The organism is Pseudomonas grimontii, from assembly GCF_007858185.1.
Lineage (GTDB): Bacteria > Pseudomonadota > Gammaproteobacteria > Pseudomonadales > Pseudomonadaceae > Aquipseudomonas > Aquipseudomonas grimontii.
Map to the genome: position 1 here is coordinate 273,833 of NZ_VFES01000003.1, position 22,781 is coordinate 296,613.

General features: G+C 51.9%; 17 protein-coding genes and 5 pseudogenes. 18 read left to right on the forward strand and 4 right to left on the reverse strand.

Going from position 1 to position 22,781, the window contains the following annotated elements; genetic code table 11:
* The first annotated feature begins 195 nt into the window (after window positions 1-195).
* The 12 genes and pseudogenes from FIV39_RS07825 to FIV39_RS33295 form a co-directional block, all read left to right on the forward strand.
* Entirely contained in the window at window positions 196-1,053 is an 858-nt protein-coding gene (locus tag FIV39_RS07825) for a TnsA endonuclease N-terminal domain-containing protein (RefSeq protein WP_032857196.1), read from the forward strand.
* Window positions 1,050-3,218 carry a Mu transposase C-terminal domain-containing protein gene (locus FIV39_RS07830; protein ID WP_032857197.1) on the forward strand — a complete coding sequence of 723 codons (2,169 nt, stop codon included), beginning with the start codon at window positions 1,050-1,052 and terminating at the stop codon, window positions 3,216-3,218. The genes FIV39_RS07825 and FIV39_RS07830 overlap by 4 nt, the downstream gene beginning before the upstream one ends.
* Complete coding sequence (locus FIV39_RS07835; RefSeq protein WP_032857199.1) at window positions 3,215-4,684, forward strand: ATP-binding protein; 1,470 nt, start codon at window positions 3,215-3,217, stop codon at window positions 4,682-4,684. Before FIV39_RS07830 ends, FIV39_RS07835 begins: the two co-directional genes overlap by 4 nt.
* A 15-nt stretch (window positions 4,685-4,699) precedes the next feature.
* Window positions 4,700-5,173: pseudogene (locus tag FIV39_RS33700) on the forward strand (TniQ family protein); the annotation flags it as partial.
* Window positions 5,174-5,227: 54 nt separating this feature from the next.
* Window positions 5,228-6,385, forward strand: a complete 1,158-nt coding sequence (locus tag FIV39_RS07840; protein WP_306108736.1) for a TnsD family Tn7-like transposition protein — start codon at window positions 5,228-5,230, stop codon at window positions 6,383-6,385.
* A 316-nt stretch (window positions 6,386-6,701) separates the two neighbouring features.
* The gene (locus tag FIV39_RS07845) at window positions 6,702-8,375 is read left to right on the forward strand and encodes a TniQ family protein (protein WP_080761983.1); all 1,674 of its coding nucleotides are present in this window, start codon (window positions 6,702-6,704) and stop codon (window positions 8,373-8,375) included.
* Between the two features lie 397 nt (window positions 8,376-8,772).
* Window positions 8,773-9,165 (forward strand): annotated as a pseudogene (locus FIV39_RS33875) (DUF6957 family protein).
* Window positions 9,166-9,830: 665 nt separating this feature from the next.
* A complete protein-coding gene (locus tag FIV39_RS07850) occupies window positions 9,831-10,964 on the forward strand; it encodes a nucleoid-associated protein (protein WP_090401331.1) in 1,134 nt (377 codons plus the stop codon).
* 2 nt (window positions 10,965-10,966) lie between these two features.
* Window positions 10,967-12,229: a hypothetical protein gene (locus FIV39_RS07855; RefSeq protein ID WP_032856625.1), complete on the forward strand. Its 1,263-nt coding sequence runs from the start codon at window positions 10,967-10,969 to the stop codon at window positions 12,227-12,229.
* A 327-nt stretch (window positions 12,230-12,556) separates the two neighbouring features.
* On the forward strand, window positions 12,557-12,889 hold the full coding sequence (locus tag FIV39_RS07860; RefSeq protein ID WP_019334883.1) for a DUF2790 domain-containing protein: 333 nt from the start codon (window positions 12,557-12,559) through the stop codon (window positions 12,887-12,889).
* A 218-nt stretch (window positions 12,890-13,107) separates the two neighbouring features.
* Window positions 13,108-14,433 (forward strand): annotated as a pseudogene (locus FIV39_RS07865) (OprD family porin).
* A gap of 152 nt (window positions 14,434-14,585) precedes the next feature.
* Window positions 14,586-15,003 (forward strand): annotated as a pseudogene (locus FIV39_RS33295) (KUP/HAK/KT family potassium transporter); the annotation flags it as partial.
* Between the two features lie 265 nt (window positions 15,004-15,268).
* On the opposite strand, the gene FIV39_RS07875 reads toward FIV39_RS33295, so the two are convergent.
* Genes FIV39_RS07875 through FIV39_RS07885 form a run of 3 tightly spaced genes read right to left on the reverse strand, consistent with a single transcriptional unit; the run spans window position 15,269 to window position 17,052 of the window.
* Window positions 15,269-15,916, reverse strand: a complete 648-nt coding sequence (locus FIV39_RS07875) for a hypothetical protein (protein WP_032856627.1) — start codon at window positions 15,914-15,916, stop codon at window positions 15,269-15,271.
* A gap of 12 nt (window positions 15,917-15,928) precedes the next feature.
* On the reverse strand, window positions 15,929-16,666 hold the full coding sequence (locus FIV39_RS07880) for a HupE/UreJ family protein (RefSeq protein WP_032856628.1): 738 nt from the start codon (window positions 16,664-16,666) through the stop codon (window positions 15,929-15,931).
* A 47-nt stretch (window positions 16,667-16,713) separates the two neighbouring features.
* A complete protein-coding gene (locus FIV39_RS07885) occupies window positions 16,714-17,052 on the reverse strand; it encodes a hypothetical protein (RefSeq protein WP_229752137.1) in 339 nt (112 codons plus the stop codon).
* A gap of 127 nt (window positions 17,053-17,179) precedes the next feature.
* Here FIV39_RS07885 and FIV39_RS07890 point away from each other — a divergent pair, with 127 nt between their 5' ends.
* The 4 genes and pseudogenes from FIV39_RS07890 (at window position 17,180) to FIV39_RS07905 (ending at window position 19,812) form a co-directional block, all read left to right on the forward strand.
* A complete protein-coding gene (locus tag FIV39_RS07890; RefSeq protein WP_032856629.1) occupies window positions 17,180-17,479 on the forward strand; it encodes a metal-sensing transcriptional repressor in 300 nt (99 codons plus the stop codon).
* Window positions 17,480-17,486: 7 nt separating this feature from the next.
* Window positions 17,487-18,622, forward strand: a pseudogene (locus FIV39_RS07895) (nickel/cobalt efflux protein RcnA).
* A 12-nt stretch (window positions 18,623-18,634) separates the two neighbouring features.
* Window positions 18,635-19,072, forward strand: a complete 438-nt coding sequence (locus FIV39_RS07900) for a YqaA family protein (protein WP_032856630.1) — start codon at window positions 18,635-18,637, stop codon at window positions 19,070-19,072.
* On the forward strand, window positions 19,069-19,812 hold the full coding sequence (locus FIV39_RS07905) for a TraX family protein (protein ID WP_050593284.1): 744 nt from the start codon (window positions 19,069-19,071) through the stop codon (window positions 19,810-19,812). Before FIV39_RS07900 ends, FIV39_RS07905 begins: the two co-directional genes overlap by 4 nt.
* Window positions 19,813-19,853: 41 nt before the next feature.
* Here FIV39_RS07905 and FIV39_RS07910 read toward each other — a convergent pair whose 3' ends face one another.
* Complete coding sequence (locus tag FIV39_RS07910; RefSeq protein ID WP_032856631.1) at window positions 19,854-21,164, reverse strand: MFS transporter; 1,311 nt, start codon at window positions 21,162-21,164, stop codon at window positions 19,854-19,856.
* A 359-nt stretch (window positions 21,165-21,523) separates the two neighbouring features.
* On the opposite strand from FIV39_RS07910, the gene FIV39_RS07915 reads away from it, so the two are divergent.
* Together FIV39_RS07915 and dmeF are read left to right on the forward strand one after the other, a co-directional pair.
* Window positions 21,524-21,799, forward strand: a complete 276-nt coding sequence (locus FIV39_RS07915; RefSeq protein WP_025992775.1) for a metal/formaldehyde-sensitive transcriptional repressor — start codon at window positions 21,524-21,526, stop codon at window positions 21,797-21,799.
* An 11-nt stretch (window positions 21,800-21,810) separates the two neighbouring features.
* Window positions 21,811-22,776, forward strand: a complete 966-nt coding sequence (dmeF, locus tag FIV39_RS07920; protein WP_032856632.1) for a CDF family Co(II)/Ni(II) efflux transporter DmeF — start codon at window positions 21,811-21,813, stop codon at window positions 22,774-22,776.
* Window positions 22,777-22,781 lie beyond the last annotated feature (5 nt).

The following is a 22,781-nucleotide window of genomic DNA, read 5'->3' on the forward strand; positions in this document are numbered from 1 at the left end:
TGACACAAGGCCGAAACCCCCGTATTTACGGGGTTTTCCATTTTTTGGCTGAGCCATCGGTCTAGATTCTCCGCTTCGTTCCGCTCCGGGAGTAGGCTAAAGAGGGCTGTACCATGAACAGGTGGTGGGCGATTTTTTCCTATAACTATTTTTCAGGGCGAGGAGAGGCGGTCCCGGCGGACGAAGGAGGTAGCATTGCGCGGTCGTAGGTTTTCGTCTGAGACAGATATTCAGCGGCATATTTCGAATGGATTCGGTAGCGGAGCTGGTGCCAGTTATCTGCCGTGGCTGCGCGTCCAAGACGTGCCTTCCAGAGGACGCTCCCACAAGATCCAAGGTGTGAAGATCGATCGCCTCCATCACCTCTTTTCCGACCTAGAGCGCGCCTATTTTTTGGTATGTGAATTTTCGGAAAATGTTGTGGATATACGCGAGCAGTATCCATTGCTACCGCGAGAAAGTGCTCAAGCAATCGCGAGCTCTATGGGAGTGCGATACCCGAAGTATCCGAAGACAGTGCTTCCTTACGTTATGACCACGGATTTTTTATTAACGATAAAAAAGCCCGATGGCAGCTTTAAATCCGTAGCCAGAACAATTAAATACCGCACTGACCTCGAAGGCAAAAAAGCCAGGAGGACGTTGGAAAAATTTGAGATCGAAAAGCGTTTCTGGACTGGCCAACACGTTGATTGGGCCATTGTCACTGAAGAAATGTTCAGCCCCGATTTGATCAAGAATTTAGGCTTACTCAGGAAGTTCGCTCAACTGCCGCGCGCCTTGGCAGAGCCATCATTACACACAGATTTTCTGGGGCACTTAGCGAGCTGTCGTCCCTACCCGTGGAGTACTGCTGAATCTCTGCGAAAGATTGCCGCACGTTTATTTATCTCCTATCAAGACTCTCGGGCTTTATATCATCACCTGATATGGGCTAAGTCGATCAAGGTAGATTTGGTTGGTACTCCCATTCAAATGACTGCGCCACTACCAACATTTGAAATCATTGAGAAACCAATGAAAATTTCACTGACGGCGGAGGGCCTATCATGAAAGTCCAAGTCAATGATTGTTTCGAACCGCTTACTGAGTTTTCCGTCGTGCCGGGCTTCGTTAGGGTCTTGTACCTCAATGAGCGATACGATGCGGTCGTTTTGATCCAATTAACGGATCCGCCCCGCCAGCCGATTGGTTTAGGCCTGGAGGAGCTTCGCGGATCCGTCATTGCAGGTGATACGAAGCTAGCCAAGGTCGTTACGCCTGAGTTTCTCTTAGTGTTAGAGGATGACTTGGATGAGAAAAAGAAGCGGGAAAGGGATGAAAAGTGGAACATCATCGCACCCCTGATCGACTCAGATTATCCAGGTCAGATATTCGCTCCTGGTGAGATGGGTCAAATGGTCGGCGCTAGAGCTGTTGAGCTCGGTATACAGCGCAAGAGCATCTATCGACTTCTGTACCGTTACTGGATCAATGGCCAAGTTCGAAATGCGCTCTTGAAAAACTATGCGGGCGTCGGAGTTCCTGAGCGCAAGTATGATCCCGCAAAGCCCCCAGGTAGGAAGCCAAGGTATCAAGGTATTGCCGTTTCACCGACCAAGGTTATCGATGCCGTGGATAAGCGCTGTATCCGTATCGGCTACTCGTTATTTGTCGGGGATAAGACTTCTACGATAACCAACGCCTATGTTGAGATGCTCAGGAGGTTCTATACCGCGAAAGACCTGTCGAAAAATCCAGAATCAGGCGGTCGTTTGCTACCCGAATCGGAAATTCCTTCCTTTAGACAGTTCGATTATTGGGGAAAGCAATATTTCGACGAGGTTGAAACTGAACGTGGCCGTAAGGGAATGCGTAAGTGGCTAAAAGATTGCCGCCCCCTTTCTGGAACCGTCCGTGACTGGCTTCGTGGCCCCTGCCATCAGTTTGAGATCGATGCCACCATTGCGGACATTTATCTCGTGAACGGATACTCCAGGCGAATGCTCATTGGACGGCCGGTTGTGTACGTCGTCATTGATAGCTTTTCCGGCATGATCGTCGGTCTCTACATCGGATTAGAGGGCCCGAGTTGGAACGGAGCCAGGCAAGCGCTTTTCAACGCTTTCACTTCGAAGGTTGAGTTTTGCGCTACCAATGGGGTCACAATCGATTCAGGGGAATGGGCCTGTCATCACCTCCCACATCACATCTACGCTGATCGAGGCGAGATGTTGGGGAAAGCAGCTGAGGGTCTTGCCACTGGCCTGAATATCGAGCTGGGAATCGCTCCGCCTTACCGCCCTGACTGGAAGTCGATGGTTGAGAGCCGGTTCGGTATCCTGAACAACCTGACAGGCATCAGGTGGCTTCCTGGTGGTGTAGCTGCTAGGGAGAAGGAACGTGGCGAGCGAGATTACCGACTCGATGCAACGCTGAGCATTAAAGAGTTCACCAAGATTATCATCCAGTGTGTCCTTCACTATAACCGCTTCAACAGGCAGCCCGACAGGCTCACTCAAGAGATGATGAACGACGGTGTCGATCCGACGCCGTCAGGTATCTGGACTTGGGCATTAGAAAATGGTCATGTCGAACCAAACAATCATCCCGACGAGCTGGTCTATCTCCATTTGCTTCCGCGCGAGCAAGCGACGGTGCAAAAGGGTGGTGTGCTATTCCGAGGGATGCACTATGTCTGTGATGTAGCGATCGAGAACAACTGGTTTGCGAAGGCCCGTAGCCGCGGGGTTTGGTCGATAGAGTGTTGGTATGACCCAAATTCCTCAGCACATATCTGGATTCGGGGAGACAACAAACAGTTCATCCGTTGCGATTTGCGTAAGTCTGATAGCAAGTATGCTGGTTATCGATCCGATGAGATTTTCGATCTGCTCGAAGCTTACCGCCAGACTCCACCGACTCATAAACGCGCTGAGTTGGAGAGTCGGATTTCGCTGCTGGAGGAAGTTAATCAAGTCGTCAGCGGTGCGATCGCTGAGCGAAATGATGAGCCAGCGCCTGCGACCAAAGCTGAGATGATTGGAAATATTCGTGAGAATCGCGCCGTTGAGCGCCTCAAGGAGCGTGAGACCGCCCATGTGCCAGAGGGTGTAAGGATTGAATCGCCTGTGCTCAAGACAGAGATCTCCCAAGATCGCTCAGAAAACTTTGCCGGCCCTCGCAGCGCTCAGGTTATCGATATGCTCAAACGCCTGCGCCCAGGACAAAACTCATGAAAGGCGCCCAAGTTTTCGCAAGCTACACGAAGCAGGCGATAGCGGACTACGCGGGAAATCCACTCATCGAAGCGCTGCCACCGATCTTCTCAGAAGAGGTGGCAATGCAACTAATCTCGAACTTCCCCCGTCCTGTTGATCCAGAAGAGCTGACCCTCGACCGATCGACTCGGGTTCACTGCATCGACCGGTTGAGAACGGTGGTCCAGCCTTTGTTGGTCCACATGGATCTGGAGTCCGTATTTTCATTGCTGGTACGACGTGGGTACGTCGGACGCAACCCGACCTCTCCAGACACTGTCAGACATCTTCACTCACTTTCGGGCGCACAGCGCTACCACGATGGATTTAAGTCCACTGCCGAAACGTTCAGTCTGGTTGGCCTTAGTGGCATTGGAAAGTCCACCGCACTCGAAGCCATTTTGAGTCTCTACCCTCAAACGATTCGCCACGAGCGTTATGAAGGAAAGCAGTTCGTTCATACCCAGATCACCTGGCTCAAGCTTGACTGCCCCCGAGATGGTTCGCTGGCAGGCTTCTGTCAGCAATTTTTCTATGCGGTCGGGCGAGCTTTAGGTGATGAGGATTACTACAAGCGGTATAGGGCTCGGAACATCAATGACTCGTTGCAACAAATGGAACAGGTTGCGAGTACATTTTTCATCGGAGCTTTGCTGATCGACGAACTTCAGAACCTGCACCTCGCGAAAACTGGGGGCAAGGACAACATGCTGAATTTCTTCCTCCATCTAGTGAACAACATCGGAATTCCTGTGGTGTTCATCGGGACAAATTCGATGATCAGCCTATTTTCGGACGTCATGCGCAACGCAAGGCGTTGCTGCGGCGTCGGGGTACTCGAATTTAAACGTTTTGAGAAGGACGATGACGAGTGGCGCATGCTTGTTGAAAACCTCTGGAGCTATCAGTGGTACCAGCAGCCGGTCGAACTGACAGAGGATGTGTTTGATGCGCTGTATGAGCATACACAAGGGGTCACCGACTTTTTGGTGAAGCTTTTGGTGCTCAGTCAAAGGTATGCGATCCAGAGTGGTTCGGAATGCGTTACCGCCGAGACAATTGCGTTGGTGAGCAACACCAAGATGCAGATATTGAAGCCAGCTTTGTCCGCTCTGCGAAGCCGAGATCCGAAACGGATGCGGCAGTTCGATGATTTGCTTCCGATTGAAGACCAACTAAGCGACATGATGGCGTTCGATGGTGTGGCTCGGCCGGAGCGACTGGCATTGCTGCGCAGTGTCATCAGTCGCAGCGACAATAGTGCTACCAAACCTAATGTGGCGGCCGTTAACCAAGTCAAATCGCAGTCACCTGCGGCGGTGGCGGTTGAGACCTCAGAGGCACAGGCGCTAAGTGAAAGTGAAGACTCCATTGAGGCGTTGAAGAGCGCCGGTTGGATAAGCAGTGATCTCTTTGAGTTTTCTCCGTTGTATCGGAAGGGGTGAATTAAGGGTGACGAAATGGGGCTCAAATTCCATTTCTTTCCGGCCGTTTTCCACGATGAGACGCTTCACAGCGTTCTCTCAAGATACGCCCGGCTCTGTGGCGTACGTAGTTGCGCAGCAGTTTTCGATGGAGCGCAGTCCGCGAAATGCTTTTCGCAGAACGTTGCTTTTCCATGTCGACTAGCTGAGCTTGTCGAGGCGCTGCCGTGTGATACAGGCTTATCGCTAGCCGCTGTTATAAAGCGCCATACGCAACTGCCCTACTACGAACCTTTTTTGACCCCGCAACAGGTGGACGACGCCAATATCTTGATGGCGGGAAACGGCAAGGGGTTGATGCTAAGGTTGGGGTTAATCGCGAGCCGACTCGAGTTTGCTTCGAGAGTGCGATTTTGCTTCGACTGTGTCCAACAGGACATGGCCTGTGTGGGAGCAGCGTACTGGCACCGTGTGCATCAGCTTCCAGGCGTTTTGATCTGTCCCCACCATGGAACCCCGTTGAGGTTCCTTGATTACCGCTGGTTGAGCAGAAACTCTCGAAGAATGCATTTACCGGACGATGAGGACGTTCAGTCTCACTCCATTTCGCTAGACATCCCTCAAAATCTACAAAGTGCTCTGCAAGAAATAGCGCAGCGTTCGATGCAGGTGCTTGAGACCGATGTTCCGCCATTATGTCCTGATGCGATTCGCTCGGTGTTTCTGGATAGCGCTATTGCCTTGAAAATGGCTTCCGATACTGGTCGGCTGCACTTAGGCATTTTGGCGCGACACATGTCTGCGTTCTTTGAGGCGCTCCCCTCCTCAGGGGAATACTCGATACTGAGCAAGTCGTCTGCGGATATACCGGCGGCCTGGATTGTGAAGCTTTTGCGTAAGCCGAGGGGCACCCATCATCCGCTGAAATTCATCCTGCTGGCCTGTGCGCTCAAGGTCGATATGGAAAGGATACTGCGGCCAAACGGGCCTATTACCGAGTCGCTTAGTCGAACAGCCAATAGCGAAACTCCTGGTGGACGAGCTGCCAACAGATCTCCAACCAATCGCTCAAGCACCAATGAGTATATGAGTGAGGCATCTGAAACGATCTGGACGCTGGCGCTCATGGGGGCTAACGCTAAGACCATAGCGTCAGAAACAAGGAGCTCGGTTACATGCGTCTACCGAATGATACGCGCGATTTCGTATGGACCTGACCTATGGAAAGAGGCGAGGCTTTCGAAACTGCTGGTTGATAGGAGGAACCGATTTGACGGGGAATACAGAGCTCGCCTAGCTCATGAGTGTCGAGATTATGTGTGGCTTCATCGAAACGATCGGCAATGGCTGTCCGAGCTTACACAAGAGCCAGGAAAAGCCCACAGACCGCGCGGACAGCAGGCAGAAAGATTCAAAGACCTCGACCTTGACCTTGCCAACGAAGTGGTTCAATGCGCTGAAATGTTACGAGCGCTTCCAGGTAAACCTGTCCGCATCTCACGGACAAAAATAGGCAGAGAGCTTCATGTGTTATCTAGGTTTGAAAAGCAGCTCAACAAGCTGCCGCACTGTGCGGCTGCACTGGCAGCCGAATGCGAAACCCTTGATGCATTCCATCGGCGGCGCCTGAGCTGGGCCGAGCGGAAGCTAAAACTTGACGGCAAGCCAATCACTCAATCAGCGCTGTATCGAACAGCGTGTCTCAGAAAACTCCAAATATGAGTGAAGGCACCCTGATCCGCGTATGAATATTGCTCTGTAACGCCGTCGGCACAAGCCTCTATATATATGAGCTGTGCGTGGATTCGATGTGTGAATTTTGACGAGGCGTGCAGTGAAAGTATTTATATGTGTGGTGTATTGTATTTTGACTTTGGCGTAAAAACTGCTGTTTTCTAATAAAACAGTTGCTGGCTGTTCGCTACTGTATGGCGTTCATTTTTAAAATCCTTACCCGGGTACACGGTGATATGTGATAAAAGAACACCATCCACAGGACTCGCGTCCTACCAGACCCACGCTAGAAAGTCGGCTACTCATGTCCAGTATTCTGTTTTTCCCAATGTCTATGCCAGACGAGACACTATTATCTCGTATTACGAGATACCATTTTTTGTCCGGAAACAAAACCGAGGCAGAAACTTTCCGTGATCTTTTTGGCGTTGCGCCATTCCAACTATCTATCATACCAAAGCAATTAGAAAACCTTGCTTCTCGATTGCCGGGAGTTAAAGAAGGCAACTTGGCTGAGTTGCTTGAGATTAACACTACGTTCCCAGCCTACAAACCTTTTATAGGATTATCAAAAGAATCCTCTAAGGAATTTGACAAGGTTTTATCTGATGTCGCTCGAGTGCCTAGGAGAGAAGGTACGAGGAATAGCAGAGCTAAAATTTGCTTGGCCTGTGTGCAGGCCGACCTCATAGAGTGTGGCTACGCATATTGGCACCGAGCTCATCATGTACCGGGCGTTACAGCGTGCTGGCGACACGGTGAAGAACTTCTTAAATCTTGCCCTAATTGCTCTCACCCTTTCTATCGTAAAAACCGATTGTTACCGGGGTTGACCGATGATTGTGCTTGCGGGTGGAACGCTGTTAAACCTACGAACCGCTCACTCGCCTCAAATGAAGAGCGCGAGTTTGCAGTTTTTGTAAATGATATTCTGCAACGCAATCTGCCATCGATAGAATATACGGTTTTGGCTGCTTGTTATCGGCGTCAAGCAAAGAAGCAAGGGTTTGTTCATGGGAACCTAATTGGCACAGCTAAATTATTTAGCAGTATTCGTGATAAGTTCAGCGATGAAATTATTTCGAAAATTGATTTGGCATACGCAGCTGGAATTCGAAGTCAATGGATTAGGCTATCGACAACAAGAGGTCAAATTGATATGCCGTTGGCAAGGCATCTTTTAATATCTCTCCATCTTTTTGGATGTGCAGAAAAGTTTGAGAAATGCTTGGCAGAAGAGTCTCTACTTGCTAGCTCGGCAAACCCGACGGTCCGTCTTAAAGAGAAAACTTTGCCAGAACATAAGAAAAAGGCTTATCGAGAAAAAATCTCAATGCTACTTGAAGTGAAGCCAGGCATTGGTATGGACTATCTTTGGGTAAGTGCTTATCAAGTAACCCGTTGGCTCAACGAAAACGATAAGGACTGGTTGTTGAGTAAAATTACAGGGAACTTAATGCAGAAGAGTAGTGTCGAGCCGGTGGTAAATGATGAGGACGAAAAATACGCAACTATTCTTATAGAGGGCGTTGAGAACTTGTACCGCATCACCCAAAAACAGGTGCGAGTAAATATCAGTAACATGCTTGCACTTTTGCCGCGAAAAGTAAGTAGGGAGCGTGCGACTCGTAAGTCTTTCCCATTGCTGTCAGCTCAACTTGAACTTCATCTTGAGTCTCTTTGGCATTTTAGGTTACGGAGATTTATATGGACGATGTCGGAGATCGCGAGGCTTAAGTTACCCCCAAACAACTCCAGCTTGAGATTATTGACAACAGTGCCTCATGTGGCCTGCCAGGCTCTCATAAATCACTTCGAGTGGGATTTAGACAGCATGGTTAAGGACGGCATTAAGGTTGACGTTATGCTTAGAAATACCGGTGTCTCGCGGCAATGGGAAGGGCCACCAGGTTATGATATTCCCATGGGTGGCAATGCATACATGGAGATGATCGCGTCCAATTCAAAGCTCCAGTAGATATTTTTATGGCGTGGCGCAGTTGCTCTGGATCCGGTGATTTTTGTGGCTTATTGCTGGGCGTTGGATGTCATTGTTAATACCGACGCCTATTGCGTATTGATCGGGCATTGGATGTGCACCGATAGCAGCGGTTTACGCATATACGGGATTTATGCCGCAGAAGCAGATATCGCTCACGTACCGCAGACACCGGCATCTATTTTGACGTCGGATTCAAGCATGAGCAATGGCATAAATCAGACCATAGCTAAAGGGCTAAACGTTAGCTTTTGAGCAGATGAGCCAAGTTTTGCGTGCTGTTCATCGGGGTTTAAGTCGGGCGATTTACGGGCAGCTATGCTGACTGGTGTGATTAATCATTCGACTCGATTTATGAAGTGGGTCGGAGGGATGAATGAATCTGGCGGGCCTAGCAGAACTGGTTTCTGGTGGTGAAAAAATACCTGGATGTGAGCTTCCTCATTCAGACGCCGTGGCTCTGATCGGATCTTACTTCCCTGGACGGACCTATTGCCTAGTCGCTGACTGGATAATGGTTGATTTAGTGGTCTCCCCCCGTCAGTTAAAGGTCGTTGTTAGAGGAGGAGTTACTCCTACACTGGTCAACACTTTGTTTGTTCTCCACGATAGCTGAGGACGTTTCCATCGCGCCCGCTGGGTAAGAACCTCATTGGGAGTTTCCTTCACCCACGATTGCCTGTTCGAGACCAAAAATACCGTTTATGTGTTGATGGGACCCGGCCGAAGGGTACAGACGGACCTAGATGTCGCTTTGAGCCTGTACTGAGAGTCACGGACGCGTAATGTGGTATTTATCGACGCTCAATGTTTTGGGCGCCGTCCCACTCAACCATCGCGGTACTGTCTCGGTGCTTACTGAGACATGGCGTTCGTAACAATCGTCCCCAGAACCAGGCCTATAGCGGAGTGGCGACACATGACCATTACCCGGACTATCGTCCAGACAGTCGAGTTCTTGTGTGACCTGTCTTGAGATCAAACCCTCCAAAAATCTGTTCTTCAGTAGGTAAAAGGCCTCCTGCGCATTACCTAGAACCTCGGGTAATCTTTGGGATAGATTCCTTCGAAGAATTGCTTCAAACGAAGGATCTGATCGATCCAGCGTGGGCGGTCCCCGCTCTTCAGCTGTGCTCCAGCGCTGACGGATAAGATTGGAAAAACTTTTCAGACTGAGTCTACGTTAGAGACTATGGTCTGTGACAAGCCTAGATGATGCTGTCCGCGTTTCGACGCTCAGACCCTCGTGCTGATGAATGGCATAGAGTATTATGCTGTATGCATATACAGTTATTGGGTTCGTGCAGCCTTACTGATCACTAGGTGTTGGAGCCCTTAGGTGATATCTGATATCGAGATAAGCCCTGAAGTTTGCTGGGTAAGGTGCTATTTTCAGTGATTCCATATTGATACTATCGGAACGGAATTCGACCTATGATTACGCTGAAAACTGCCATTATTCACAGCTTCAAGAAGCTGGCCAAGACCAGCGTTATCTCCGAGGTGGTCAAGAAGGATGTGGCGCTCGATACTGAAAATCCCGCGTTGCATTTTCTGGTCAATGGTATCCACGGCCTCATCGGCAAAGAAGGCAACAGCGTGGTCTACGGCCAGTTTGCCAATGATGACCGTCAGGGACCGTTTCCAGAGCGCTTCACCGCGTTCGTAGAAGTACAAGATGATGAAGCGCGATTTATCGACTTGACCCACTTGGCAATGGACCAGTTGGTGGAGCAAGCCGGTAATCAAGTCTTATCGACCGGTGGACACATCCTTTGCGCTCAGTACACCGCAGGTGCAACCGACTTTTTCCTGGTCGCCAGCATGAAGGAACGCGGCGGTATACAGCTGGACGAGAACTATGTGCCCAAGGAAATTCAAGAGGTCGATCTCAACAAGGTTCAGCAGGCCGCCAGGATCAATTTAGCGAGTTTCGTGGCCATAAAGGCTATGGCTGCTGCGGCCGCTGCTGCGCCTGAGCAGAATGAAGATGACGCGGAGGATGAAGTGGATTCAACCTACCTGTGCTTCATCAGCCGGGGCCGTGATAGTCAGGCATCCGATTATTTCATCTCTGCACTGGGATGCGCGAAAGGAGTAGCTTCCGGACGCGCTACCAAAAATGCCATTGATAACGTTGTACGGTTTTTTCGCGACAACAAAACGTTAAAAGGCTTTGGTTACAAGGCCAAAGAGGCGGTGATCAAGTATCTGGAGGAGCAGTTGGCCGCAGGCAAATCTGCGCGCTTGGACGCTATCTGCCACGTCGCTGTCGCACACGTACCCGCTGACTTAGTGGATGAAATTGTTGGGCTGAAAGACTATTTGAATAGCGAGAAACATAAGGTGCCAGACGACTTTACGGTCAATGCGAAATCGCTGAAAGAGAAGACCCGTATCAAGGGGGACGCGGCTAACTGGTCGTTGCAATTCGAGCGTGGAGCGTTAGGTAAGGATCCGGCCGCAGACGTTTATTATGATGAGGGACGGAAAAAGTTGACGCTGTCCAATCTGACTGCCGAACTGGTTGGTGTGATCGAGAAAGAACTGCTGGCCAGGGTCGGCTAAGAATGTTTTCTAATGTGGTAGCTCTCTACCGCGCCATTGGAGCGCCCACCATTGAGGACGGAGTCATCCGCTATGAGGGGATGCCAACGCCCGACATTATCGGTGCGTTGCGAATGTGCGATGGCCTGCCCGCAGCCTATGGCAAGTTCGAGCATTGCTCTGAAGAAGCAGACTCTCTCGATATTGAGTTTCGCTTGCCATCGAACGAGTCTGGCCGGTTCTACGCGAACCTAGGCGAGTTTGTCGCTCGCAATGGCTCATTGGGCAAGGGGCAATTCCCGAGCAACGTATACATTGTTGAGCTCTGTTGGGCAGATAGCGATGACATCGAGCCTCCGGCGATTAAGGCGCTCAGGCGCGTCTGCCGGCTCATCGAGCTGCTTGCACTGCTAGCGATCGGTGTCGACAAAGACAGCAGCCAAGATGGTTTTAATCTGTTCTTTGCCTTGCCTCCCGATGGGGCTAAGCCTCCGAGAACTTTTCTGTTACCTACCCAGGTTGACGTCAAGGTCCTTGACTATGAGCTCAATCACCTGAGCTTGTTGGAAGAAATACTCAATCGAAAAAACGAAAATAAGGCACACCTCTCCGAACGAAAATTAATGATTCGGATGGCGGTGGCTAGCGTCATCGAGAAGTTTGAGAGCGAGCCCAATCTGTTCTTGGTGATCGTGCGGGAGTGGCGGGAGGTCCTCGCCACATACCGCGCTAATCTGCAAACCTACGTCTATAGCTTCTCGTTTGAGCGGGCCCGGCGGGAGGTGGCCCAAGCTGAAATCGACTATGGCACGAAGCTTAGCGGGGTGCTGGGCGACATCGCCGGCAAGATGCTCGCCCTGCCGATATCGCTAGCGGGTTTGGTCGTGCTGGAGAAAACAACCTCAAGATTCGAAGGTTTTATCCTTGTCCTTGGGTTGGCAGCGGTTTCTGTGGTTCTGCTTGCAATCCTTCACAACCAAATGCTGCAAACGGAGCGCCTCCTACACAGCTTCAATGTCATTTTCGATGATTTCAAGGACAAGATAAAAACATATCCCCCGAAACTTCAGGGGCTGCTCAGGATCACCATCGATCAAGTCGACAAGCAAGGCCTAACCCTCACCAGGACCTTTCGGTTGCTGAAGGGGTTGTCCCTGCTTCCAATCGTCGGTGCTTTGCTGCTAGCCGCGATAAAATACCGGGACGATTTCTTATGGCTGTTAAAGGCTATCCTAGCGATGGTATTTTCGGTACTCAACGTAGCCCCTAATATTCTCAGCCTATAAGGCTTTTGTAACACGTTCCTCGTCTCATCTTACTGCGCTCAAACCACTCATCCATATGGAGCAGTCCAAGCAGCTGTCCATAATATAGATGAGATGTATCTTTAATAAAAAATACTTGGGTATTTCGTGAGAAACTCGAGTTGATCTTTAATGCTTATCTGACATATTCAGCCTACTCCGCCAATAAGTTAAAATTCTAATAGTCGAGCTCACCAGTGCTGAGGGACACCTTACGCATATGTAATATTCGCGGCAGCTTTCTGAAAGGCATCACTGGTTATCCTCTAGTCAGAAGTAAGTGAACACTAGGAGAAAATCATGAAATTCATGAAATCACTAAAAGCTTTTTTTGCCGTTTCCATCTTGACCTTGTCTTCTTTGGCCATGGCTGAAGGCGGTGGTGACCGTGTTTATGGTCGAATGATGCAAGAGAACCAGAAGGCGATGGAACAGTACGCCTTAGAAAATGGAAAGACGACACCTGAAGTTGTTCATTATGAATATGGAATGAACCTCGATGTCCAGAAGGTAATCAGTACCACTCAAGCCAATAAAACCTGTGGCGTAGCTCCTTCGCGCATGACCTATGAAGATTCGGCGGGCAAGCTCAACACCCTGGAATACAAGGTTATGGGTACTAACTGCCCTCACGGAAGCTAGTTAGCGTTGGCCCTAGCTGCGCCAGTTTGTTCGGTATGTTTTGAGCCTGCTTACTGTTCGCTGACATAGAAGTAATTTTCAGGTCACGCTGGAGTTATCTATTGTATGAAATTATGTCTGCCGGCACGTAGGAGAAATCCTCACGTGCTGGTGGCTTTTTATAATTATAAAAAATATTTCATAAAGAAACTCTGCCAAGCTAAAGCCTGGAGTGTTAAATGAACAATAAAAGCATTTATGGTCTTTCTCTAATTGCCCTTGGCATGAGCATGGGGCAAGTTGCAGTAGCTGTGGAGCAAAAGCCTGAAGGGTTCATTGAGGGGAGCACCTTTAGTATTCTCAATCGGAATCTCTATCTCAATCGTGATTATCGAAAGGGCCAGTCAAGCCCCACGGGCAATGGTTACTCAGCCGAATGGGCTCATGGCATCATTGGCCGATTCGAATCAGGCTTTACTCAAGGTACCGTAGGCTTCGGCATTGATGCGTTTGCAATGGAAGGCCTCAAGCTCGATTCAGGTGATGGTCGCTCGGGAGCCCGAAGCTCAGTCGATGTCTTGCCGCACAATAGCAAAGGCCAACCTGAAGACTCCTACTCAAAAGTAGGCGGGGCCGCAAAAGTGCGTTTCCTGGATACAGTCGTCAAGGTAGGCGACGTATTTCCATCGACGCCTGTCGTTGCCTATGGGGATTCCCGACTTCTCCCGGAGAGTTTCCGTGGTGCAACGTTCACTAATACCAGCATCAAAGGCCTGACCCTTCAGGGGGGCCGGCTGCATGCGATGAGCCAACCCAATTCCAGTAGCATGCGTGACGGCTTTTCAACTTTTTACGCCGGTGCAGTAGATGCTCCATGGATCGCTTATCTAGGGGGCGATTACACGGTCAATGAGCACGTAGGTGTGAGTCTTTACACCAGCCAATTCAAGGATGTGTGGAACCAATACTACGCGGGCACCACATTGAGCTATCCACTCTCAGAAAGCGTATCGCTAATCGGCGGCTTTAATTAATACCGAGCGGTTGATGAGGGTAAAAAACTTCTGGGAAGCTTCGATAACAACATCTGGAGCGGCAAGACCGGGGTCAAATTCGGAGCGCACGCCGTGACCGTTGGTTACCAGCGCAATAATGGTAACGACGACTTTGACTACCTTCGCCAGTCCGACTCAATTTTCTTGGATAACTCTATCCAATACAGCGATTTCAACTCACCGAAAGAGCAATCCTTGCAGCTGCGCTACGATCTAGATATGCAGGCTTTCGGCATCCCCGGTCTCAGCTTCATGACCCGCTACGCTAAGGGCTGGGATGCGGACTATTCCAACGCGAACAGCGTGTACATGCGTCGCGGCGCGGATGGTGCCCCATTGCAGGACCAAAAGCGTTGGGAGCGAGACATAGAGGCCAAATACGTCATCCAGTCAGGCTCTCTGAAGGACATGTCTTTGCGTGTTCGCCAAGCAACGACACGAGCTACCGATTTCGAATCTGATTTGGACGAAGTCAGACTGATTGTCGAATACCCATTGCAACTGCTTTAACGGACGCTAGCCATCGGCATCAGGTGTCCAATTGCCAAATACACCCCCGTCTCTTTGTTTCTCCTTTGGTTTAGAGACGGCTTAGGCGCCCTAGTGGCGCCTTTTTTTGTGGATTGACATAAATGTTGGTATGACCCGGCAGTTATTACAATGCTGATACAGCCCCTCATGCGCTCTCGCACAATCTATTGCATAAACAGGTTCTGCACGAGCAGGTGGTGTTGCTAACTGTGGCGTCTGAAGACAGCTGCGCGTACCAGATGATCGGCGGTTTGAGGTCTAGGCTTATGACGAATAATTTTTCCGGGTTAACCCGCACTTTGGTCTTATCGGGGAGCCTGACCTAGCCGTAGCCTTGAGTTTCTTACACTTGAATGAGCTGGATTTCTGCACGAAGCAATCCACCTACTTCCTTAGCCGCGAGACGGATATCCCGATCAAGCGTATCGGAATGGCTCGTCGGCGAGAAAGCTTGTTCACTTTTTTACTGAAGCACGTCAACAGCAACCTCAAATACTTCCATTTGCCGCTGACCGAGTGGTCGAACTGGGTGCGCAGGTTGAGATATAGAAGCAAACAAGGCCGCAAATGCGGCCATGTTTTATTCAGGGTGTTACTCGTGTGAGTGTCCGTGCTCAGCGGTCTTGGATGTTGTTCCTTTCTCACCGCCACCGCATGCGGTCATCAGGCCAATAAAGCAAATCAGGAGCATCGAACGAATCAGCGTTGCTGGGGTTTTCATGGAATGACTCTTCAAAAAATGGATGAGATAAATGGTCTTTATCTAGGTTGATCGCTGCATTTTCGGCAATAGAACAGCCATCGCTGCTTCGGATTACTGTTTGACGCTCAAGTAATCGCCGGCCGTTCTCAGTGAGATGGTCACGTCGCTATTGCTGCGGTTACGCCAAAACCAACCATGGGTGCCGTCAAAAATGGCGGTGAATTCACCTTTGTCACTTTTGACTTGCTTGCCCTTGGTATAGCTGTGGAAGTAACCCTTTTCACCGTTGTAAGGCTCGCCATGGGTGTCGTAATTCACAGGCCCACCAGCCGCTGTCCATTCATAGCTGACCGTCTTGCCCTTCAGCACTTTCAGTTTGATTTCTGTCCCTTCACCTGGCTTGAGCGTGACGCTCATTTGATTTGTCTTCAGAGCTGGGGGAGGTGTCGCCACTGGCGGAGTAACAGGTGTCGCAACAGGTTCAGCCTGTGCAACCTGCGAAGCTGGAGCTGGAGCTAAAGTTGCTGGTTGAGGTGGTGCTGCATCCGCCAAAGCCTCCTGGGCCAGGATGATCTTCAGTTCGCCCATTTGGGTCAGCCCCAGTGCTCGGCCCACACCCGTTGGATCAACGGCATATTCCGAAGGCATGACAACGGTCACCAGCAGGACGACCGCAGTCAACAGTGCAATGACAGTCGAACGCACCAGTTTGCGAGTGCTGGGCAATTCATTAACAGTTGGAAGCGGAGTATTGAACATGGTCAGAATTCCTTACGCAGAGACAAACAGGCCGGTGATCTGGTAACCCATCAGCAGGAAACCGGCACTCATCATGGCGACGTTGGCGGCGTAGGCGTGGCGCCAGAAACCGCCGGTGCGCCGCCAATACCCCATCAAAATGAGAATCGCGCTAAGGGCCAGCAATTGGCCGATCTCAACACCTACGTTGAAGGCGATCAGGTTCGGAATCAGGCCATCAGACGAGATCTCGTACTCCTGAATCTTCGTTGCCAGCCCAAAACCGTGGAGTAGTCCGAAGATCAACGTGGCCACCTTGGTGTTGGGTTGGAAACCGAACCAGCGCTGGAATGCACCCAGGTTATCGAGCGCCTTGTACACCACCGAGAAACCGATGATGGCGTCGATGATGTAGGAGCTGATGCTGATCTCGGTCAGTACGCCAAGCAGCAGCGTGACCGAGTGGCCTACAGCGAACAGCGTGACGTAGAGCCCCACGTCTTTCAGGCGGTAGAGGAAGAAGATCACCCCGAACAGAAACAGCAGGTGGTCGTAGCCTGTCATCATGTGTTTGGCTCCCATGTAGATGAAGGGCAGCAACAAGACGCCGGAACTTTCCTGGATGAAGCCCTTGTCTCCTTCCGCGACGGCGTGAGCCATCGCCTCGGGCATCCCGAGGAAAAGTGCAGTGACAAGTAAAAAAAACAGCAGTAGCGGGCGGTGCGATGGCGCAGTGAATGCGACAACGCCGCTCATCGAGTGCGAATGCATAGATCAATCCTACGTTGCAGGGATCAAAGGCCGCGGTGCGGCCATGGTCAGGATGCGAACGAAGGACGGGGTGGACGCTCGATCAAGAAAATCGGCGGACGAGGAACGGAATATCGGCGTGCATCAACTCGTATGGACAGCTTCGGCTGTGCAGCCAAACTCAACGCGGACGTGAGCTGTGGCGTTTCGTGCTGATGGTCAGGGGTCAACGGCGAGTGGTAGTGATCCGAGTAGCTCGCGCTCGACATCTCTGCCTGCTGCTCATTGGAGTGATGGGCATCTTGCGCAATCTCCCAGGCTGGCTGTTTCGATGTCACCGACAACGTATAGGTATGCCCGGCCCAAGCCACAAACATGGCCAGAGCAAGTGCGATTACCACCGTCATTGTCAGTGTTCTACTGAACATAGTGTTCGGCTTTCAACTCGTTTTGTGGGGCTTTGATGCGTTTGACCGCATCCCCCTAGGGGGGATAGGATGCCAGCCTAATTCATTGAGGCCTGAGGCTCAAGTCATGAGTGAGCAAGAACACGAACACAGCCATGCGCATACCCACCAAAGTCATGAAGCAATCATCAAGCGGCTCAAGCGGGCGGACGGCCATTTACGCGGCATCATCACCATGATCGAAGAGGGTCGTCAGTGCGTGGACATCGCCCAGCAGCTGCATGCTGTTGAAAAAGCGGTGTGCCAAGCGAAGCGCACGCTCATCCAGGATCACATTGATCACTGCCTGGAGGACACCGTCTCGGCGTTGAACAATGGCGAGCGCGCACCACTGGAAGCCTTCAAGCAAATCACCAAGTACCTTTAGGTCTGACATGCCCAACTTCGCTGAACTCTTGCAGCAGGTGGTTCACACGCCTGGCTGTATTTTCCGAGCGCTATTCTGCTCGGTGCCTTACATGGCCTGGAGCCGGGCCATTCAAAAACCATGATGGCGGCCTTCATCGTGGCTATCCGTGGCTCGGTCAAACAGGCCGTTTTGTTGGGCTTGGCCGCGACGCTTTCGCACACCGCAGTGGTGTGGTTGGTTGCAATCGGCGGAATGTACCTGGGCAAAGGTCTGGATGCTCAAACCACAGAACCTTACTTCCAGCTCGCGTCCTCCGCGCTGATCATTGTGATTGCGCTCTGGATGTTGTGGCGTACCTGGCGTGGTGAGCAGATGTTCAAGTTCGAGCAAGGTGATGATCACCACCACGACGAGCATGACCATGGTCATCATGATGAGACCCACCGAATCGATACCAGCCATGGCCGTGTTGAGCTGTCAATCTTCGAAGAAGGCATGCCACCGCACTGGCGCCTGAAGACATTGACCGGACACGCCTGGGCAGCCTCAGATGTTCGCCTGATGACTACCCGTCCGGACGGCAGCACTCAATCGTTCTCTTTCGTCGAGCGCGAAGGCTTCCTGGAGTCGGCAGTCGATATCCCGGAGCCTCATGAGTTCAGTGCCCGCTTGAGTCTGGGCCATGCGGGTCATTCCCATGATTATGACCTAGAATACCAAGAGCATGATCACGGGCACGCGCATTCCGAACTGGAAGGCCTGGAGTTGTCGATTGATGGCTATCAGGATGCGCATGAGCGCGCCCATGCCAACGATATCCGCAAGCGCTTTACCAACCGTGAGGTCACCACGGGACAGATCATTATGTTCGGCTTGACGGGGGGGCTCATTCCTTGCCCTGCGGCCATCACCGTTCTACTGCTCTGCCTTCAGATCAAAGAAGTCGCCTTGGGTGGCGTGCTCGTCCTGTGCTTCAGCATTGGTCTGGCGCTCACACTGGTTACCGTCGGTGCAGCAGCCGCTATTGGCGCCAAGCAGGCCTCGAATCGCTGGCCTTGGATGGGCGCCGTTGCGCGTCGTGCACCTTACCTGTCCAGCGTGTTGATCATCGGTGTTGGTCTGTACGTCGGCTTTCATGGCTGGATCGGCCTGAACGCATGAGGCGACGTCCGAGTGTTTGAACTCACCAGCTACGTTGGTCTGTTCCTGGCGGCATTCGGTGCCGCCACGTTACTGCCAATGCAATCTGAAGCTGTGCTGGTCGGGATGCTGCTTTCCGACCAGTACGTCGTTTCTACGCTTTTGGCGGTCGCCACCTTCGGCAACGTGCTCGGATCGGCGCTGAACTGGATTCTAGGTCGCTCTATTGAGCGATTGCGCCACAAGCGCTGGTTCCCGGTGAGCGAGAGCAAGCTTGAAAAGGCCCGGAACTCCTACCTGCGCTACGGGCGCTGGTCGTTGCTGCTGAGCTGGGTGCCGATCATTGGCGATCCGCTGACAGTCGTCGCCGGAGTCATGCGCGAGCCACTTTGGAGTTTTCTGCTGATTGTCACCCTGGCCAAGGGCGTGCGTTATCTCGTGCTGACCGCCGTCACACTGGGGTGGGTATGACGACTGCTCATACAGCCCAGAATTCCTTACTCAAGAGCCGAAGCAGTAGTCTGGATCTGATCAAGTGGCTGGCGATGCTGACCATGGTTATCGATCACTTACGCTTGGTGTGGCCGGAGATGAGTAATCTGTTCATTCTGGGGCGGCTGTCTTTTCCGCTGTTCTGTCTCGCCATTGCGGCCAACGTGGCGCGCTCCAAACCGGGTGAGTGGCTGACTGCTGCGAACGGACGCTACCTCGCCTTGATGCTGTTGTTCGCCGCCATTTCAGAAGTGCCTTATCGCTACATCAGCACCTCGGGATCATTCAACGTGTTGGTTACCCTGGCGTTAGGGCTGGTGATTGCCTGGGGGTGGCAACATCGCACTTTGTTGAGCGGCGCTATGGCGTTGATGGCCGCTGCAGTTGCCTACGTGCTGGATGATCCTCTGATGTACGGCTTCTACGGTGCACTTGTTCCAGCGGCTGTCTTAGTAGCAATAAAGAACCCAGGTGTTCTTTGGCTGCTGCCAGCGGCTCTATGCCTGTTGAGCAATACCCGCAGTAGCATCGTAACCAGGGCGTTGGACTTGGAAATCTATTCAATGCTGGCTTTGAGCACCGCATTCGCGGCCCCCTTGATCGGACTTTGGCTTCTGCGTCAGACCTTCTCCTTCAAGATCTGGCCGGTCGGGCAATGGGGCTACTGGTTCTATCCGGGGCACCTTGCCGCTCTGCAAGCCCTACGGCTCCTAGTCTGAATGTCCGACAGCTAGCCTTAGCAAATCTTAGGAACTTACAATCATTTGTTGGGCCATCGGCGATGTTGATCATCGATCACGTATGGATGTTCGTGATCCGCACCTTCCTGGCCGTCGACGTGCGTGTGATCGCCCGGCAGATTCTCATGGGTGTGCTTGATAGAGTCTTGGTCATGAGCTGGACGCCAGATCACGATGCTGACCACCAGCGCACTACCTGCCACGACAGCGAGCCCAACAAACGACGCAGTGAGGCTGATGTTCGCACCCAACCATCCCGCCAATGGGTAGGTAATCAACCAGCAAGCATGGGATAGCGCAAATTGGGCGGCAAACAACGCTGGGCGATCTTCGGCATGTGCCGAGCGACGCAACAGTCGACCGCTCGGGGTTTGAGCCAAGGAGTAGCCCACCCCAAGCACCACCCACAGCGGTAGCAGGAAGTTATAGGTGGTTAGGTTGATGCCAACTGCTAAGCCTGCGACCAATACTCCTCCACCAAACAACATGGCCGTTCGGTCTTTGATATTTTTCAACAGTCGAGGCAAGACCAGGGCCGCCACCATGGAACCGCCACCAAACGCGGCCAGCGCCAATGCCGTAGAACTCTGCGGCAGAGCGAAGCGCGACTGCACCAGCACCACCGTATTGACGATGACCATAGCACTGGCGGCCGCAACCGTAAGATTGAGAGCCAACAGCCCTCGCAAGCGAGGTGTGGCCAGAAATATGCGCATGCCACGGGTGGTTCGTTCGTAGATGCTGCGTCGTGGTATCTGCTTCGCCTTAGGCAGCAGCACTGTGGCGACTAGGGCCGCTGAGGCAAGGAACCCAATGACCGTGCCGGCGAACAGGCTATGGAAGCTGATCACCGTCAACAGTGCAGCGGCAAGCATCGGGCTCGCGACACTTTCAAGATCATAGGCCAGACGTGATAGCGACAAGGCACGGGTGTAGTCGTCTTCATCCACCAGTATGTCTGGAATGGTCGCCTGGAACGTCGGAGTGAACGCTGCCGAAGCGGACTGAAGGACGAAAATCAGCACGTAGATTTGCCAGACTTCCGTCACAAACGGAAGAGCCAGTGCGACCAGTGCTCGCACCAGATCCAGAGAGACCAGCATTGCCCGGCGGGGTAAACGCTCTGCAAAAGCGGCTGCGATTGGCGCAACGCCAATGTAGGCCGTCATTTTGATCGCCAACGCCGTACCGAGCACAGCGCCCGCATTGGCACCTGCAAGGTCGAACGCTAATAGGCCTAATGCAACAGTGGCAAGACCCGTCCCAATGAGCGCAATCACTTGAGCCAAGAAGAGGTGGCGGTAGGTACGGTTGGCTAGGATTTTCAGCATGAAATATCTCAAATAGCGAAGTGCGTAACCATGTGGTTACCGAACTTTCCACGAAGAGACGCAATCAGCTGGTTTCGTCTCTGTTGATTGCTGCATCCTCCCAGGGGGGATGTGGTTCGATCCTAAACCATAGACCTAGGCAGCTCAAGAGATAGGCGCTACGCCATCTATCGAATTATTGAAGTGCCGGGCCGCCCATACGGCTTGTATTGGTACTGCGCGGCGAGGCGACGTGCTGAATGTTTCGAATGCAGCATTCAGATGCTGCAACGCTGCTGGTCGGATGGATTCCCTCCCTGGGTTGTATGGCCAATTGGAACGTGTGATTATATTGTTCTAATAGGTAGGGGGGGTATGGTATGAGTCACATGAGATCAAGCAAAGACAATCTTCTTAAGCGCGTAAAGCGAATCGCTGGGCAAGTCCAGGCGATTGAGCGAGCACTCGACTCTGATGATGACTGCTCGAAAACCCTGCTTTTGGTCGCTTCTGCCCGTGGCGCTATCAATGGGCTGATGGATGAAATTATCGAAGACCACGCTCGTGAACACGTCGCGAATCCGACACTCAGCAATGACGAAAGAGCGAAAGGTGTCGACGAGCTGCTCGAAGCCATTCGCCGCTATTCCAAATAGGATTTGCCCAGATGAGTAATTCGTACGCCGAGTATTCCCACGACCATATGTTCCTTGGGAAATCACATGAAGAAAACGCCAAGCGAACCTTGTGGGTGGTGGCCCTGACCGTCGTAATGATGGTTGCTGAAATCACCGCAGGTTATCTCACTGGCTCAATGGCGTTGCTTGCCGATGGTTTTCACATGGCAACGCATGCAGGAGCACTCGGCATAGCCGCAGCTGCTTACGCTTACGCTAAAAGACATGCCTCAAGTGCTCGCTACAGTTTTGGAACTGGCAAGGTGGGAGACTTGGGTGGCTTCGCTTCTGCTCTGATTTTGGGACTGGTTTCCTTGGGAATTGCTGGAGAGTCGCTGTTTCGTCTCTTTCAACCGACTCAAGTGCAATTCGGGACAGCGACTCTAATCGCGATTGTCGGACTAGCAGTGAATGTGGTGAGCGCGCTTTTGCTGTCTGGCGGTCATGATCATCACCATGGGCATGACCACGATCACGATGAATCTCACCATGCGCATGGCCACGACAATAATTTGCGCTCTGCTTACGTTCACGTCATTGCAGATGCACTGACATCAGTTCTGGCCATCGCAGCCCTTCTTGCTGGTCGATACCTTGGTTGGGTATGGCTCGACCCTGCAATGGGGATTGTGGGTGCCGTTGTGATTGCACGCTGGGCTTGGTCGTTGATGCGGGTGACTTCGGGTGTATTGCTCGACCAGACAGATGATCATGTCGCTGAAGAGATTCGTGAACTGGTTGAGCGACCGGGAGATGCTTCGATCATTGATCTTCATGTCTGGCAGGTTGGGCCGCAAGCCCGCGCCGCGATTGTGAGTGTTCTGGGCAGCCCAGCAGTCAATGCAGAAAACATACGAGAACGGCTTGCGACGGTTCATGAGATCACTCATCTGACAGTTGAGTACCGCACGAAGTTGGGCGCTGACGCACCCGATCAGATCGCCGTTCTGGCTTAGCAATG